This is a genomic window from Micromonospora sp. NPDC050686 (assembly GCF_040654475.1).
Lineage (GTDB): Bacteria > Actinomycetota > Actinomycetes > Mycobacteriales > Micromonosporaceae > Micromonospora.
The window spans coordinates 109,596-125,816 of record NZ_JBFAID010000011.1 but is presented as its reverse complement, the minus strand read 5'-3'; the positions used below and the strand labels follow the sequence as shown (position 1 = coordinate 125,816).

Below are 16,221 nucleotides of genomic sequence, written 5' to 3'. Positions count from 1 at the left end.
CGTGGCCTCCATGGTCATCGTTGCTTCGCAACGTCGATCATGGACACCCTCGCTTCTATTCGCTGCCCCGTACCCCTTGGAATAGATCGTCTAGGGAAGATTGTCTGACGTCGGAAACGACGAAGCTCGGTCATGGTCCTCGACTGCGGTTGATGGGGTCGGTCGCGAGTGGACCCGGGCTGGCGCAGTTTGCTCGCCTCCTCTTCCTCGTGTATTTCGTGCCGCATGGCTGGCGGGTCGTCGCGTCCGCGACTCCAGGCCGGAGCCGCCAGCTATACGTCGTTGCGGACTCAGCGGCTTATGGCGGTCATCAGTTCCACACGCGACAGCTCCTCCGGATTGCGCACGTGGTCGTCACCGGTGATGTAGCCGTTCTCGACCCGCACCGCCACCACGCCGTCGATCTCCCCGTTGACGCGGACGGGCAGACCTGGGCCAGCCTTGATCTGCACTACCTCGACCGATCGTTCGGCGTCGCGCTTCCACCGGTCGGCGGCCAGCAAGCGGGCCACCCTGCCCGCCCTGACCCGATGGGCCGAAGCAGGGCATGCTTGATATCGCCGCCGTCGCTGACGGCGACGACGTCCGATACCAACCCATCGCAGCCCGGTCTCCAGCAGGTCGTCCTCGGCGCCGGCGGCCGAGCAGAGCATCTCGTAGGTGACGGTGAACAGCAGGTTGCGATGGGCGACGAACACTTCGGTCGCCGAATCCACGGGACCCACGCCGTAGGGAGGATCGAGCGGCTCGGCGGTGTCCGTCGTTCCTGCGCCGTGCTGGCCCATGTCCGGCTCCTGCCTGTTCAACCCTGGGTCCTGCCACACGCACTAGACGGACTCCACACCGTTTTGTGACAGCCACGAGCGATGGCCCACGTCTAACAGGTGCATTCATTACAGGCGGCCGGGTCGCCAGCGTCTTGTGATTGTCAGGGTGCCGCGCGAACGATCCGCGCGGCACGCAACACCGGGAGTGAGGACGCCGCCGTCATGGCGGTCTCCCCACTCCGCGCGGAAAGCGACGGTTCACTTCAGCATCGTTGTTGGGATGGTGCGGTAGGGGAGAGTGCGACACGAGGCGGTCGGCGTCGGCCGTACACCGTCACGCGTCGGGTACCCAACTGCCGTGGAAGCCGAGCGGCACCCGTGCCGGCAGGTGGACTCGAGCGACCGGCTTGCCGGTGAAGTCCTGCGCGGCCAGGATCACCAGGTCGGAGGCGTTGCGGTCCGGGTTGTGCACGTAGGCGATGGCGTAACCGTCGTCCTCGGCCGCCGGGCGGTCGGACGCCGCCGGGTGGTGGCCGGGGTCCGTGGCCGGGACGAAGACGGCCTCGCTGGCTGCGGCGTGCAGGGGGAAGCGGTGTACCTCCGACGTGCCGCGGATCAGGTCGTGCTTGATCAGTGCGTTGGTGAACGTCCGGTCCGGTGGGACGCCGTCGACGGTTTGATACGCCTGGAACATCTCGGCCGCCGCCGCCGAGTAGCCGTACCGGTGTCGCCGGGACACCAGCGCCTCGTTCACCCGGGGGTACTCCTGCGGGCGGTCGTCCAGCCTGCTCGTGCGGACCCGGTCGCGGGCCAGGTCGATCGTCCAGCGGTCCAGTGAGGGGGTGCCGGCGGACCCTGGACCGCCGGTGCCCCGACCGGCCGGGTAGAACGGTGCCGGGAAGGTGGTGAGGTCGACCACCACCGACGCCCCGTCGTCGTAGGCGTTGAGGGTGTGCGAGTACACGATTCGTGGCACCTCGAACCAGCGGGCCGCGCCGCCCGCTCGGGGTAGCACTCCGACCCGGGCGGGGTGCTGGTCGTTCCAGATGTACGGCACTGGATGTCCCGCCGCTGCCGCCTCCGGGTCGAAGGTGACCGGGACGTCGACGAGCACGACGTACCGCTTGGTGAGTGCGAAGTCGTGCATCATCGGGGCGCCGGCCAACGGGACCCGGGTGGTCCGGGTGACCCGGCCCGTCTGGTCCACGACGAGATGGCGGACGTGGTCCCACATCGGGCTGTAGCTGACGGCGTGCAGTTCGCCGGCCTCGGCGTCGAGCTTGGTGTGCGCGGTGAAGGCACCGTCCAATGTCCCGCCGAAGTCGTACGGGCCGACGGTGTTCAGGTCGCCGTCGATCTCGTACGGCAGCGGCCCGCTCTCCAGGAGCGTCAGGATCCGGCCGTTGTGCGCGATCACGTGGGTGTTGCAGGCGTAGTCCGCGTCCGGCACCGGCCCGGGGTATGGCTCGCCTAGCTTCTCGGCCACCGCGGCCGACCGGACCCAACGGTTGCGGTACCACTCGGCGCGCCCGTCCCGGAGCCGTACGCCGTGCACCATTCCCTCACCGCGCATCCAGGAATGTGCACGCGGATCCTCCAACCCGAGCACGTTGGGGCCGATCCGCAGATAGCGCCCGTTCAACTCCTGGGGAACTCGGCCGGTGACGGGCAGGTCGAACGCGGTCACCTCCTTCCGGACCGGGGCGAACGCGCCCTCGAGGAACGGGTACGTGCCGCGCCGGCCGCCCGAGGTGGCGGCCAGAGCCATCTCGCCGGTTCCTCCGGCCAGCGGCAGTCCGCCGTACCCGGCGGCGGCGACACCTCCCGCGACCGCCGCCACTGAACGCAGCACGTGCCGTCGGCTGTAACTGGTCATCTCCGGACTCCCTGTCCTGGTTGTGTGGGTCGACATCGAAGCGGTGAATGCCGATCGCCGGCCCGTCGTCGCGGGCCTGTCCTGCCGGACCCTGGCTGGGGCTTGGCCAGCCGGGGCGGGCAATCAGCGGTTCGCCACCTCGGCCACGTCCGCTGGCGATCGGGTCGGCGGTCAGACGCGTGCCGTCCCTGCCGCCTGGATCATGGGGACGGCCAGGGACCTGTGCGCGGCCGACAGGCTTGCGGTGATCGTCAGGATGACGACGGTGATGATGATCGCGAGGAACGGGACGGCGTCGATGGCGGGACTCGAACCGGCGCGCCCGTAGCGGAAACCCGCGATGCCGATCGCGGCGGAGATGCTGCCCAGCGCGAGCCCGGACGCGGCGGCGAAGATCGTCTCGAACGTTACGGCGCGCAGGATCTGTCCCGGGGTCGCGCCGAGTTTGCGGGCCACGCCGAACTCCTGCCGTCGCGCCAGCATGCTCGCGACGCAGTTGTTGATCAACACTGCGGCGGCGAACAGCGCGATCATGCCCACGATGATGAAGTTGAGAGTCTGGACCCCCTTGTCGTCGGCGCTGACGGTGATGCCGTCAGCGGCGTTGGCCGCGTTCTGGATCTTCTGGATGTAGATGGTTCCGGTGGCCAGGCCGGTCAGGATGATCACCGGCATGGTGATGGTCGTGGTCTGTCTGGTGTGTTCGCGGATGGTCGTGGTCGCCAGGTATCCGGCGGCTCCGGTGAACGACCGGGTTGCGAGGTCGACGGGCCGGATCAGCCCGCGCAGTGCCAGGGGCGACAGGAGCGCCAGGCCGATCGCGGAGGCGATGCATGCCTGGCCGGCGATGCTCAACGTGGTGAAGCCTTCGTCCTTGAGTACCGTGGCGGTCGTCAGGGAGCAGGCGATGCCGACGACGAGCAGCAGACTGCCGGCGATGATCCGGCCCCTGCCGATCGATCGATCGTTGGTGGCGGCCTGGCTCAACGTTTCCCGGACGCTGACCTGCCCCGCCTGGCGGGCGGTGATCGCGGTCGCGCCGACGGTGGCGAGCAGGGTCATCGACAGTCCCGCGATCAAGGCGAGCGGCCCGAAGCGGTAGGCGACGTCGTCGGCGATCTGGTCGGTGGAGGTCAGCGCACCGAGCACCGCCCGTCCGATCAGCCAGGCGGGGACGATACCCAGGCCGGCGGCCAGGATCGAGACGGTCACACCCTCCCCGATGATCATGCGCCCGATCTGCGACGGGGTGGCGCCGGTTGCCTTGAGCAGCGCGAGTTCGGCTTGGCGTTGCCGGACCGACAGGTTCATCGTCGAGGCGACTCCGAAGCCCACGATGACGAGGCCCCATCCGCCGACGGCGCCGGCGATCGTCGTCAGCGACGACGCGTCGGCCGGGGACACGCCGACCCCGCTGGCGGTGTCGAACAGCGAGGCGAAGGACATCAGGACGACCGCGCCGAGGAATACGTTGACGAACGTCGCGGTGAAGCTGCCCCGGCGGAACCGCAACGAGTTGAAGGCGAGTCCGAGCAGCGTCATCGCGGTCCGTCATTTCGGCGAGCGAGATCGAGCCGCAGCATCTGCTCGGACACCGCAGCCGCGCTGGGATCCCTCATCGTGCCGACAATCCGCCCATCGGCGAGGAAGACGACCGAGTCGGCGACAGCGGCGGCGATGGGGTCGTGGGTCACCATCACCATCGTCTGGCCGTATGCGTCGACGGCGCGCCGGAGCAGGGACAGCACCTCGGCCGCGCTGGTGCCGTCGAGCGCGCCGGTGGGCTCGTCGGCGAACACGATCGACGGCCTGGACGCCAGCGCCCGGGCGATCGCGACGCGTTGCTGCTGGCCGCCGGAGAGTTCGGTGGGCCGGCGGTCGGCGAAGCCAGCGAGTCCGACCTGGTCGAGCAGGTCCATGCACTGCCTGCGGTTGACCTTCCGTCCGGCGAGCCTCATCGGCAGGGTGACGTTCTGCAACGCGGTGAGGGTCGGCAGGAGGTTGTACTGCTGGAAGACGAACCCGATCCGGGTACGCCGGAAGCGGGTGGCCGCGGCCTCGCCGCCCTGCACGAACTCGCGCCCGTCGACGTGGACCGTTCCGCCGGTGGGCCGGTCGAGTCCGGAGGCGCATTGCAGGAGCGTGGTCTTGCCCGAGCCCGAGGGGCCCATGATCGCGGTGAACGTTCCGGCGGCGAACGAGGTCGTCACCCCGGCGAGAGCGGTGACCCTGTTGCTCGGGGGCCCGTAGGTCTTGGTAAGTCCCACGACCCGCAAGGGATCCTGCGTGGCGTGACGGGTGAGATCCGAACTGGTCAAGATGTCCATCCGATCGGTCTGCGCGGCGTTCACCCAAGCCTCGGCGTGCGGGGCCGACCGCAACACCACCCCAGGCAGGGCGAACCTGCCCGACCGGAGAAGGGGACACCCACCCGACCAAAGGCGGTAAGGAGGAGCCCTCCCACCCGGTTAGGGTGCATTGACATGACAGATCCCGTAACCGCGCACCCGACGCCGCCGCGCCGCCGTTGGCATGCGCTCACCTACTCCTCCGCCCAGGGTCCCGGGGGGCGTATCGGGATAGTGGGCCGGCAGACCCTGGTCGACATCGTTCTCGTCGTCGTCGCGGTCGGGTTCGGCCTGTTCATCTTGATTCCGACCATCGACATGCACAGCCGCGCCGCTCTGATCCTCGATGTTGGGCTCGGTACGGCCGCGTGCGGATCGCTGGCCGTCCGTAGACGATTCCCGACCACGGTCGCGGCGTTCGCCGTCGCCGCGTCCGCCGTCTCCGCGTCCGGCGCGGGTGCCTCCCTGGTCGCCCTGTTCACCGCGGCGATCCGTGTTCGTACTCCGGCGATCGCCGCGCTGACCGCCGCGGAGCTGGTCGCGACGTTCTGCTTCCCGTTGGTGTATCCCGAGCCGGCTGGTTTCAGCTACGGCACCCAGATCCTCATGGGCAGCCTGATGAACCTGGGCGTGGTCGGCTGGGGCCTGATGATCCGTGCCCAGCGCAACTACCTTCGGGCGGTCCTGGACCGTGCGCACGATCTCGAGGTTGGCCAGGAACTTCTCGCGGCCACCGTCCGCGACCAGGAACGTCGCCGGATAGCCCGGGAGATGCATGACGCGCTCGCGCACCGGCTGTCCCTGCTGAGCGTCCACGCCGGTGCGCTCCAGTTCCGCTCCGACCTGCCGGCGGACCAGATCCGCAGCATGGCCGCCATCATCAGGCAGACCAGCCACGATGCGCTGGGTGACCTCCAGGACGTGATCGGAATCCTCCGTGACGGCCCGACCAGCGACGGAAGCCTGCTCGAACCCCGCGTCGGGCTGGACGACCTGTCCGTCCTCGTCGACGAGTCCCGGCGCAGCGGCACCGAGGTGACCGTGGACCGGCACATCGACAACGCGACCGGCACGTCGAGGAACGCCGCCGCCGGGGCGACCGCGTACCGGATCGTCCAGGAGGGCCTGACCAATGCCCGCAAACACGCACCCAGATCGCCGGTTCGGATCGTGGTCCGATCCCACGAAGCGGGGGAACTCGCCGTGACGGTCAGCACGTTCCTCGACCCAGGACCAGCCCCGGTGCCGGTCATCCCCGGCACCGGGACCGGGCTGAGTGGGCTCAACGAGCGGGTCTCGCTCCTGGGCGGCACCTTCAGCTCCGGAAAGGTCGCACACCAGTTCGTCGTCACCGCGAGGCTGCCGTGGGGGACCTGACGGAGACGATCCGCGTCGTCCTCGTCGACGACGACGCGCTGGTACGGATGGGTCTACGAGCCATGCTCGACGGAGTCCACGGAATCCGCGTGGTCGCGGAGGCATCGGACGGCGGCGACGTGCCGGCCGTCGTCGACGCGCACCACCCCGAGGTCGTCCTGATGGACCTGCGGATGAAGAAGGTCGACGGGATCACCGCGACGCAGCGACTACGAGACCGTGGAGAGGGCCCTGCGGTGATCGTCCTGACTACGTTCGACGAGCACGAACTGGTGGTCAGAGCGCTCCGGGCCGGAGCCGTCGGCTTCCTCCTCAAACACGCTCCACCGGAGGACATAGTCCGCGCCATACAGTCGGCACGCCAAGGCGACAGCATGCTGTCGCCGGAGATCGCCCGACGGCTCATCACCATGGTCGCCAACAGCACCAGCCACGACACCGACCGACTGGCCGCACGAGAACGCCTCCAACACCTCAGCGCCCGCGAGATCCAGGTCGCCATGGCCATCGCCGACGGCAAGTCGAACGTCGAGATCGCGGCCGACCTCACCCTCACCGTCCCGACCGTGAAGGGCTACATCAGCACCATCCTCGGCAAGACCGCATCCAATAACCGAGTCCAACTCGCCCTGATCGTCCAAGCAGCAGGTCTCTAGGGTTCGGGAGGCGGGCTGAAGGAACTGGACATCCTCTCCGTCCTAGGGAGCAGAGGTTCCCTCCACGCTGCGCGTGGACCGCGCGGCGTAAGGGCGGGTTACCGCTTCGCCGCGCGGTGCCACCATCGCTGGTGGTCTGACCCCCGCTCGACGGTCGTTGAGGTCCGCCTGTCCAGGTTGCGGCATCGACGAGGTGGGCATCGGGGGCCCGATCGCCGGGTCGGACGCGGCCGCCGGACAGTTCGTCGTCTGCCAGGGGCCCGTCGCGGTAACCGATGTCGATCTGGGACACACGAGCGGTGAGCCCGCGGTTGATCGAGGGCCGGCTGAGTAGCGGCAGGAGCAGTCGTTGCACGGCAAACCGGACGAGTGGTTTGCGGTTGGCGACCACGTCGAGGATGTTGGTGCTCTGGGCCAACGCACGACGGGCGACGGGGAGGCGTTCGGCCGGGTAGGTGTCGAGCAGGGTGTCATCGTGGCCGTTGAGGCAGGCGGCAAGCTTCCAGCCCAGATTGTAGGCGTCCTGGATGCCGGTGTTCATTCCCTGCCCTCCGGTGGGCGGGTGCACGTGCGCGGCGTCGCCGGCGAGCAGGACTCGGCCGCGGCGGCAGTCCTCGACAATCCACAGTGGACGACAAAGGGTTCGGGGTGGTCGAGTGCATGGCTTTTGCAAGCGTGTCACGTGACGGTGGCCGGAAAGACCGTTTCACTGATAGGACTCGATACATGCGAAAATTCCTCAGCGTCCTCGTGACCGCACTGTTCATCGCCACGTCCGCGGCGACCGCCGCGCGGGCCGACGACGGGCCGGTGACCAGGGTGACGCTGACCAGCGCGAACAGTTTCCATTCGAGGGTCGAGGAGCGGCTGTTGAGCAGAACGGTCACCCTCGCGGCCGGGGAGTCGCGGCATGTGCGCGGACGCCTCCAGGCGACCAGCAGTGTGACGCAGATCGTGTCGATGAACAACACCCTCAAATGCGTCAACTCGGCCGGTGCCGTCATCGGCACCACCTCGACGTCCTCGCGTAACCACGAGGGCTCGGACACCACCTACTACGCCAGGCCCGGGCACCTGCCGATCTACGCCGACCTGCTCTTCACCGCACCAACGGCGGGAACCTACACCTGCGGAATGTATGGGTACACGGCCTCCACCTCGCTCGACGGCTACTACCTGACCGCCGTGGCGACCGACACGTGGCTTGAGGTCAGCGACACCGACCAGGTGGGTGCGCGGTGGTGGCAGAACCCGGCGTGCAGCAGCACCGGAACGTCGAGCACCTGTACCTACATCGGCGCCGGCACGTCCACGGCCTGGGTTTTCTACGACGACGGCACGCCGGTCCACAAGTGGAACGCCGCTGCCGGCGCAACGTCCGTACAGGCGCTGGCGACGCTGGAGCTGACGACGTGCTACACGGGCACTGCGTCGTGCAAGAGCGCTATCGACGCGTACGAGCAGCCGCGCGGGACGAACGCGGTGGTCGACACGCGTTTCGAGTTCATCCAGCTCGATCCGACCGCCCACACATGCCGCACGACGAGCACCGCGACCTCCCGCAAGACGATCCGGGACGACGCGCACCACTACGTCGCGAACTTCGCCCTGACCGGTGTCCCGATCGATCCGACCTGCGGTACCCGGACCTTCATCATGCGGATCTTCGTGAAGCACGTCTCCGGCAACCCGATCAAGATCGACGGTGTGCAGAGCACGACCTCGTTGACCAACGGCATCGCCATGAACATTTTCTGACCACGACGCAGCACCGTGCGGGCTGCAAGCGTTCTGCAAGCGCGCTACGCGACGGTATTCACGTTCACGCATCCGTTCGCATCGCCAACCAGGAGGTCCCATGCGCAGACGTACTGTGCTCGTGAGTTGTGTACTCGTAGCCGTCGTGGGTACGACGTCAGCCGCCCAGGCAAAGCCGTCCACATCGGAAGGGAAGGGACTCACCACCGTCGGCTTCGCCGCAGGCGTCGACACCGAGGCGATGAACCGGCAGTTCCACCGGCTCAGGGCGATGGCGGCCGGCTACCCGGAGGGCTCGGGAAGCACATACTTCGACGAGGCCACCGGACAGCTAGTCGTCAGATACGTGGAAAGCGAGGCGGGGACCTTGTGGCGTGCGCAGGGCAGGGCGATGCGCGCCCTGGCCGGTGACGTGCCGATCCGGTACGAGGCGACCACCGTCTCCCTGGCTCGCTTGCAGGAAGCGACCAGGAGCCTGAACGACACCCATGGCTGGGCGGGTCGACTGGCCTCGAAGGTGCATCAGGTACGTCTCGACGAGCTCGCCGACGAGATCGTGATCGAGGCCGCCGGCGAGGCGGACAAGCTCGCCGCGGCGGCGAAGCTTGCCACTGGAATCACGCCCCGGGTCATCGTCTCGCGGACCGGTCCGGCCCCACAGAGCCGCCGATCGGATACGTCGCCGTACTACGGCGGCCTCGCGATCTGGACGGGCAGCACCGGCAGCCCGTCCACCGCGGACGCGAGCTGCACGACCGGATTCCGGATGACCCGTGGCGGGACCAACAGCAATTGGGTGACCACCGCGGGGCACTGCGGCACCAACGGGGACCAGTTCTGGCACCCGGGCGGCTGGGCTGTTCGGGTCAGCTCGGACTATGAGAGCCTGGGCACGGACATCGCGATGCTCGCACCGCTCGGGGACAGGTACTTCAGCCGTTACTCGTGGTTCGGCGAGAGGAACACCTCGACCGCGAATCCGGTTTCCGGGAAGAACACCGACTGGCCCGCTGTGGGCTCGGCGATCTACGTCTCCGGTGCCAACGGTGGACTGGTCTACGGCCGGGTGACGTCGATCAACGGCAGCTGCGGCGGTGAACGAATGGTCGTCGTCGACACCGACACCGGGCATGCCCAGGACGGCGCCACCCTCGGCGGTGACTCCGGGGCCCCGGTGACCCGGTGGAACACCGCCACCTCGGCCACCAATGATCTCGCAGCGGTGGGCAGCCATTCGTGCGGCAACAACGTCAACGCGTCATGGTTCGTGCCGATCCACCGCGTCGAGGCGGCGACGGGGGCCGTCGTGGTGGTCGGCGGCAACTGAGAGTTCTCCGGCACGCGGGCGACCACCGGTCGCCCGCGTGCCGGGGCGGTCCTCACGGCACCCTCCTCGCCAGGCACAACGCCCGACAGGTCAGGCCCGAAAACAGCGTTAGATCCATACTCCCCCGGAGTGCGGCGTAGAGGGTCAGGCCGGCGCGGGGCTTTGGGTCCAGGCGCGGCAGGGTGCAGAAGGCTTGGGCCAGCACGGCGAGGGTGACGTGGCGGTGCCAGCCGACGAACGAGCGGCTTTCGAAGTGGTCGATGCCCAGACCGGTCTTGAGTTCGCGGTAGTCGTGCTCGTACGGGTGTCCGTGGACGACTCGCCGGCCGGGTGGTCGAGGCCGCACAGGATCGGCGTGAACCCCGCCCCGTCGGGCACGTGCAGGGGTCGTGCAGCCGTCTCATCCCCTCGAGGGGCACGGATCGGCGACCCCGGCACACGGACCCTCGGCCTCCGCATCGCATGGCCGCTCGGCGATTGATCAGGCGGTCGTCCACGCGAAATGCCCCACGGCGGCGACGGCGAGGCCGAGGAAGACCGTGGGAAACGCGATGTTGTGGAACACCCGCGCGCGGACGTGCGCCAGGATCGCGCCGACGAAGAACAGGACGAGGCCGACGGCTGCGGCCAATCCGAAGGGACGTGCGCCGAGAAGGCCGAGCACCAGACCGATGACGCCGGCCCCCTCGACCACCGCGAGGTACGGGATCCACCGCGCGGACAGCCCGACCTCGGCGCAGTTGCGCATCACGAAGTCCGCCCTGATCACCTTGGCGGTCACCTCGATGGCGTTGGCGAGGGCGCAGAGGATGGTCGCGACGACCAGGACGCCCTCCGGTACGGCGATCATGACGCGCGCCGGCGCGATCGAGCGATCAGCAAGCTCATAGGTGCCCCCATGTGCGTGGGTTCATCAGGTTGTGGCCTCCCGCCCCTTCCGACGCCCGGCACGCATGAAAGGTGACCAGACGTTGCACTCGTCGAACATTTCGAGGCCTCGAGGGCCCGACTGATGTCGTTGGCCTATCGCATCGTCGGCTCGCACCATGATGCCGAAGACGCGGTGCAGGCCGCCTGGCTGCGCGCGCGGTCGGCCGACCCGCGTAACTGGTCAACCCCGAGGGCTGGCTCAACACGGTGACGGCACGCCTGTGCCTCGATCAGCTTCGCGCCCGCCATCGCCGGCGCGAGGTCCCGCTCAACGCCGACGACATCCCCGGGCGAGCAGCTGGCGGCCGACGAGGCGTCCGTCCGTCGTGAGGATGTCTCCCGGGCGCTGCTGGTCGTGCTCGGCGAACCGTGGGGGACCGAACACTCGCTCCTTGAAGAAGCGGGCAATCCGATCTACGAGCAGGTTCTTGCCGCATCCCTCCTCTTCGTTCCGCCCCCACCCACGCCGGTCGCGGTTGTCACAGAAGAGATAGGACTGGAGTCGGCAGTTTTGCCCGGTTTGCAGGTGAGCGTTGTTCCGGCACTGATCGAGATCCTTTGCCCGAAATCTCCATGCCATACCGTATGGTATGTTCGGTTGATGGGAACGCGTGATCTGTGGCTCGGCGAGGGTGTCGTGGTGCTGGCCGACGAGGGGCCGGCGGGTGTGCGGATCGACCGTCTGGCTGCCCGCCTCCGCCTGACTAAGGGGTCGTTCCATCATCACTTCACGGGAGTCGCCGACTACCACGCGGCGTTGCTGACCCATATCGAGCATGGACAGGTCGCTCTGCTCGACGGGCTGTCCGGCGAGCTCGCGGCCGTCGATCCGGTCGACGCCCTGCAGGCCCTTCCCTCGCGGCTGGACGAGTTGTTCGACGCCGAACTGGATCGGGCCCTGCGGGCGTGGGCGATCGGAAACGACGGTGCCCGTGGCGTGGTCGAGCGCGTGGACAGCGCGCGCCTCACGTTCCTCGAGACCCTCTGGAACCGCGCTGTGCCCGACCCGACCCGGGCGCGCGCCGCCGCCCTGTTGCCGCATCTTCTCCTGATCGGAGCGAACGCCATCCGCCCACCGCTCGACGCTGCCAGTCGACGCGCGGTGTTCGACCTACTGCCAGACCTGATTCCCCATGTCTGAGGCCTCGTTCCGGCGTCCCCACCTGCGGGCGGGCGCCGTGATTGCCGTCGCTGCTGCGCTCGCGCCGGGCATCGGGACCGCTCCCGGGGTTCATCGCCCATAAGGAGGAATCAGATGGCCGCTGTCGATGTGTTGATCGTCGCGGCCGGCCCGACCGGGCTCACCCTCGCGGTCGATCTGGCCCGCCGTGGAGTTCGCGCGGTGCTGCTCGAGGCCGCCCCCGCACTGCCTCGACAGTCCCGAGGCAAGGGCCTGCAATCTCGAAGCCTGCAGGTGCTCGACGATCTCGATGTTATCGACGCGGTTCTGGGACACGGCCAGTCACGCCAGGACATCACCCTGTACCGCGATGGCCGACACCCCTCGCGGATACCCGCCGGTTTCGCCGAGCCGCGGGCGGATCTGCCGTACCCGAACATCGTGATGATTCCTCAGTGGCGCTCCACCACGCTGCTCGCACGGCTGCTGCACGAACTCGGTTCCGCGATCCGGTTCAACACCCGCCTCGAGTCGTTCACCGTCGGTGACGACGCGGTGCACGCCGTGGTCACCACACCGGACGGCGGCCGGGAGGACTTGACCGTCAGCTACCTCGTCGGCTGCGACGGCGCGCACAGCATCGTGCGCCGCACACTCGACCTCGAGTTCGCCGGCTCCTCCGACGAGACGCAGCGCTACCTGCTCGGTGATGTCACCGTTCCCGGTTGGCACCCCGAAGTCGACGGAGCCGTTCGCTCTCACGCATGGCTCGGCACGGACGGGTCGTTCCTCGGTCTGGCCGGCCTGCCCGGGACGGGGCAGTGGCAGATCGGCGCGAGCATCACCGTCGACGACGACCTCGAGCCCACCCTGCAGGCCCTCCAGCGGCTATGGGACGAGCGCACCGGCCACCCGCAGGTCCGCCTGTCCGACGCGACCTGGTTGTCGAACTTTCGGGTCAACGTCCGCATGGGATTGGGCATAATGGCGAACGGCGGGCAATTCGGGAAGGTTCCATAGTGGAGTTTCGGATCCTTGGCGCCGTCGAGGCGTGGGCCGGCGGGAAACGGGCCAACCTCGGTTCACGCAAGCAGCGCCTCGTGCTCGCGGTGCTGCTGCTGGAGGCCAACCACCTGGTGCCGCTGGACCGGCTGGTCGACCTCGTCTGGGGCGAGCGGGCGCCGGCGTCCGCACGGGCCTCCGTCCAGACGCTCGTGTCCCGGCTGCGTGCGGCGTTTCGACAGGTCGGCGACGGGCCATCCATCGTCGGCCGGGGAGCTGGCTACGTCGTACACGTGGATCCGCTCTTGATCGACGCGCATCGGTTCACCACTCTGGTCCTCGCGGCCGGCGCGTCGCGCGACGAGCCCGCCGTCGGTCTGTTCGACAAGGCGCTCGCGCTCTGGCACGGCGAGCCGCTGGCCGGTGTGGCGTCCACGGATGTCGCGGAACGCCTGTGCGGCCATCTCCGTGAAGCCCGATGGACCGCGCTCGAGGACCGCGTGGCTGCCCAGTTACGGCTGGGAGGCGGTCGGCAGTTGCTCGCCGAGCTCACCGGCATCGTAGCCGAACATCCTCTCCGGCAGCGGCTGGTGGGCCAGCTCATGCTGGCCTTGCACCGCGATGGCCGGACCGCCGCCGCACTCGATGCCTATCGCACACTGCGGACGCGACTGGCCGACGAGCTCGGCCTCGATCCGGCTCCAGAACTCGTGCGGTTGGAGTCCGCGATTCTGCGCGCGGACCCGGCTTTGGATCCGGCCACAAGATCCAGAACAGCATCGCCACCCGAGCCGGTACGGCCGGCGCAGCTACCGCACGACGCCATCGGGTTCGCCGGACGTGCCGAAGAGCTCGCCCGACTCGACGCCGGACTGCGCTCACCGTCAGGCCCGAAGATCTGGGTAATCAGCGGCACCGCTGGCGTCGGCAAAACGGCGCTCGCCGTCCAATGGGCCCACCGCAACCGCGACAAGTTCCCAGGCGGGCAGCTCTACCTCGACCTCCGTGGCTTCGACGCCGAGCACTCGCCGCTCAGCGCGGCGGCCGGGCTCCTCCAGCTGCTCAGTGGCCTCGGGGCCGATTCCCGGCTGATCCCGGCGGATCTGGATGGCCGGACCGCCCTCTTTCGCTCGCTGCTGGCCGACGAACGCGTCCTGCTGGTGCTGGACAACGTGCGCGACGCCGCCCAGGTGAACGCGCTGATCCCGCCTGCGGGCACGGTCATCCTCACCAGCAGGCAGCGGCTCGGTGACCTGATCGCCTCTACCGGCGCGCAGACGGTATCGCTGTCCGTGCTCGCCGCCGCCGACTCGCGCCGGCTGCTGGAGGCCGCGCTCGGCGTCGACCAGGTCGCCGCCGAAGCCTCGGCCGCCGCGAAGCTGGCGCATCTCTGCGGTCACCTGCCGCTCGCCTTGCGGATCGCGGTGGCCAACATCGTCGCCGTCCCGAAGGCCGAGATCACCGGGTTGGTGCAGGAGCTCTCTGATGGCGACCGGTTGGCCGGCCTCACCGTGGACGGCGCCGAGGAAAGCGCCGTGACGAGGGCGTTCGCCTCGTCCTACAAGGCACTCCCGGCGGAGCATCGGCGGCTGTTCCGCAGCCTCGGGCTGATGCCGGGATCGACGTTCACCCCGCTGGCGGCGAGCGTGGCCGCCGGGCTGCCGCCGGCCCGGACGGAACGGCTGATGCAGGCGTTGGCCGCGGCACACCTGATCGAGCAGCTCACGCGCGGGCGCTACCGGTTCCACGACCTGCTCAGACGGTACGCGGTCGACCGTTCGCTGGCCGAAGACACGGCGATCGAGCGCGAACGCGCTCGAGGACTCGTCCTGGACCACTACCTGCACACGGCTGACGCGGCGGGCAGACAGCTCATCCCTCACTTTCTTCGGCTGCCGCGAAAGGTGTCAGACGAGATCAGCTTTCCCGACAACACGAGCGCGCTCGCCTGGCTCGACGCCGAGTGGCCGAACCTCGCCGCCGCGGTCGACCAGGCGGCGGCAGGCGGCCCGCGACCGCTGGCCTGGCACATCGCCGACGCCCTGCGCGCCTACTTCCACCACCGCGGTCACCGCGCGGAGTGGGTCAGCGTGGCCTCGGTGGCGCTGGAAGCGGCACGCGGCGTCGGCGACGAACGGGCACAGGCCGCGATGCACCAGAGCATCGCACTGGCCTACGTCAACATGGGCCGCTACGCCGAGGCACGAGATCATCTCGACGGCGCAATACGGCGAACCGCGGCAGACGGCTGGCACGAAGGCCGTGCCGCCGCGCTGAACAATCTCAGCGCCGTGCACCAGCGCCTCGGCAACCCCCAAGCGTCGATCGACTGCGGGCTGGAGTCGCTGGACCTTCAACATCAGTTGGGGAAGGGCAACGGGACCGCCATGACACTGGCGAATATCGGCTTCGCCAAGTGGCAATTGGGCCTGCTCGACCACGCGCTCGAGCACTTCGCCCGGGCGCTGAAGCTGGGGAGACAGCAAGGCGCCCGCTACAGCGTCGCCGTCGTGCTGGTGGATCTCGGGAATGTGCACCGGGACCTCGGCAACCGAGACACGGCCGACCGGTTCTACACCCGGGCGCTGGCCGTCAACCGTGAGCTCGGATACCACTACGGCGAGGCGACCGCGCTGTCCGGCCGCGCACTGCTGCACTGCCAGACCGGCCCGTCGAAGCAAACCCTCGATGACGCCTTATCAGCAGTGGAACTGACCAGAAAGATAGGTGACCGCGGCACGGAGGCATGGACGCTCAACGCACTCGGAGACGTCTGCCTGCGGTTGGGCCTGACCGCCGAAGCCGCGGGCCACTTCGACCGCGCCTTGCAGATCGCGCGCACGACCAGCTTCCGTTGGTGCGAGGCCGACGCGTTGCGAGGCTCGGCCGCGGCGCTGCTCAACCTCGACGACCTCGATGAAGCCCTGGCCCGAGCCGCGCTCACGATCAAACTGTCCCACCATGCGGGTTATCAACTCGTCGAGGCCCGCGCACTGCGCACGCTCGCCGACATCCAGGCCAGACTCAACGCCGCTGGCCCGACCAGCGCCTGTACCTGAT

Annotated in this window: 12 protein-coding genes and 3 pseudogenes; 8 read left to right on the top strand and 7 right to left on the bottom strand. The window is 68.7% G+C overall.

The genetic code is table 11. The features are described from left to right. Window positions 1-290: 290 nt before the first annotated feature. The 4 genes from AB0H57_RS11340 to AB0H57_RS11325 all read right to left on the bottom strand — a co-directional run bounded on the left by AB0H57_RS11340 (window position 291) and on the right by AB0H57_RS11325 (window position 4,910). A complete protein-coding gene (locus AB0H57_RS11340) occupies window positions 291-785 on the bottom strand; it encodes a hypothetical protein (protein WP_357505126.1) in 495 nt (164 codons plus the stop codon). Window positions 786-1,101: 316 nt separating this feature from the next. Beyond that, window positions 1,102-2,643, bottom strand: coding sequence for a carotenoid oxygenase family protein (locus AB0H57_RS11335; protein WP_357505124.1), 1,542 nt, complete (start codon window positions 2,641-2,643; stop codon window positions 1,102-1,104). A 171-nt stretch (window positions 2,644-2,814) separates the two neighbouring features. Then, window positions 2,815-4,185: an FtsX-like permease family protein gene (locus AB0H57_RS11330; RefSeq protein ID WP_357505122.1), complete on the bottom strand. Its 1,371-nt coding sequence runs from the start codon at window positions 4,183-4,185 to the stop codon at window positions 2,815-2,817. Beyond that, on the bottom strand, window positions 4,182-4,910 hold the full coding sequence (locus tag AB0H57_RS11325; RefSeq protein WP_357505119.1) for an ABC transporter ATP-binding protein: 729 nt from the start codon (window positions 4,908-4,910) through the stop codon (window positions 4,182-4,184). The genes AB0H57_RS11330 and AB0H57_RS11325 overlap by 4 nt, the downstream gene beginning before the upstream one ends. Window positions 4,911-5,126: 216 nt before the next feature. Between AB0H57_RS11325 and AB0H57_RS11320 the strand changes: the two genes are divergently transcribed. Together AB0H57_RS11320 and AB0H57_RS11315 are read left to right on the top strand one after the other, a co-directional pair. Next, a complete protein-coding gene (locus AB0H57_RS11320; RefSeq protein ID WP_357505117.1) occupies window positions 5,127-6,368 on the top strand; it encodes a histidine kinase in 1,242 nt (413 codons plus the stop codon). Beyond that, window positions 6,356-7,024: a response regulator transcription factor gene (locus tag AB0H57_RS11315; protein WP_357505115.1), complete on the top strand. Its 669-nt coding sequence runs from the start codon at window positions 6,356-6,358 to the stop codon at window positions 7,022-7,024. Before AB0H57_RS11320 ends, AB0H57_RS11315 begins: the two co-directional genes overlap by 13 nt. Before the next feature lie 424 nt (window positions 7,025-7,448). Here the strand turns inward: AB0H57_RS11315 and AB0H57_RS11310 are convergent. Then, window positions 7,449-7,631: pseudogene (locus AB0H57_RS11310) on the bottom strand (FAD-dependent monooxygenase); the annotation flags it as partial. A 119-nt stretch (window positions 7,632-7,750) separates the two neighbouring features. Here AB0H57_RS11310 and AB0H57_RS11305 point away from each other — a divergent pair. Both AB0H57_RS11305 and AB0H57_RS11300 read left to right on the top strand, forming a co-directional pair. Further along, entirely contained in the window at window positions 7,751-8,782 is a 1,032-nt protein-coding gene (locus AB0H57_RS11305; protein ID WP_357505113.1) for a hypothetical protein, read from the top strand. A gap of 271 nt (window positions 8,783-9,053) precedes the next feature. Further along, entirely contained in the window at window positions 9,054-10,109 is a 1,056-nt protein-coding gene (locus AB0H57_RS11300) for a hypothetical protein (RefSeq protein WP_357505111.1), read from the top strand. Window positions 10,110-10,161: 52 nt separating this feature from the next. Here AB0H57_RS11300 and AB0H57_RS11295 read toward each other — a convergent pair. After that, a pseudogene (locus AB0H57_RS11295) lies at window positions 10,162-10,407 on the bottom strand (hypothetical protein); the annotation flags it as partial. 183 nt (window positions 10,408-10,590) lie between these two features. Then, a complete protein-coding gene (locus tag AB0H57_RS11290; RefSeq protein WP_357505109.1) occupies window positions 10,591-10,959 on the bottom strand; it encodes a DoxX family protein in 369 nt (122 codons plus the stop codon). Window positions 10,960-11,109: 150 nt separating this feature from the next. Between AB0H57_RS11290 and AB0H57_RS11285 the strand changes: the two are divergent. The 4 genes and pseudogenes from AB0H57_RS11285 to AB0H57_RS11270 form a co-directional block, all read left to right on the top strand. Next, window positions 11,110-11,250: pseudogene (locus tag AB0H57_RS11285) on the top strand (sigma factor); the annotation flags it as partial. 144 nt (window positions 11,251-11,394) lie between these two features. Further along, window positions 11,395-12,180 (top strand): hypothetical protein, encoded by a 786-nt coding sequence (locus tag AB0H57_RS11280; protein WP_357505107.1) that lies wholly within the window; start codon window positions 11,395-11,397, stop codon window positions 12,178-12,180. 114 nt (window positions 12,181-12,294) lie between these two features. Next, window positions 12,295-13,179 (top strand): FAD-dependent monooxygenase, encoded by an 885-nt coding sequence (locus AB0H57_RS11275; protein ID WP_357505105.1) that lies wholly within the window; start codon window positions 12,295-12,297, stop codon window positions 13,177-13,179. After that, window positions 13,179-16,220, top strand: a complete 3,042-nt coding sequence (locus AB0H57_RS11270) for a tetratricopeptide repeat protein (RefSeq protein ID WP_357505103.1) — start codon at window positions 13,179-13,181, stop codon at window positions 16,218-16,220. Before AB0H57_RS11275 ends, AB0H57_RS11270 begins: the two co-directional genes overlap by 1 nt. Window position 16,221: the final 1 nt, after the last annotated feature.

Coding starts and splice junctions, on each gene's coding strand:
- AB0H57_RS11340 (WP_357505126.1), bottom strand. CDS start 785: ATGGGCCAGCACGGCGCAGGAACGACGGACACCGCCGAGCCGCTCGAT.
- AB0H57_RS11335 (WP_357505124.1), bottom strand. CDS start 2,643: ATGACCAGTTACAGCCGACGGCACGTGCTGCGTTCAGTGGCGGCGGTC.
- AB0H57_RS11330 (WP_357505122.1), bottom strand. CDS start 4,185: ATGACGCTGCTCGGACTCGCCTTCAACTCGTTGCGGTTCCGCCGGGGC.
- AB0H57_RS11320 (WP_357505117.1), top strand. CDS start 5,127: ATGACAGATCCCGTAACCGCGCACCCGACGCCGCCGCGCCGCCGTTGG.
- AB0H57_RS11305 (WP_357505113.1), top strand. CDS start 7,751: ATGCGAAAATTCCTCAGCGTCCTCGTGACCGCACTGTTCATCGCCACG.
- AB0H57_RS11300 (WP_357505111.1), top strand. CDS start 9,054: ATGGCGGCCGGCTACCCGGAGGGCTCGGGAAGCACATACTTCGACGAG.
- AB0H57_RS11290 (WP_357505109.1), bottom strand. CDS start 10,959: ATGATCGCCGTACCGGAGGGCGTCCTGGTCGTCGCGACCATCCTCTGC.
- AB0H57_RS11275 (WP_357505105.1), top strand. CDS start 12,295: ATGGCCGCTGTCGATGTGTTGATCGTCGCGGCCGGCCCGACCGGGCTC.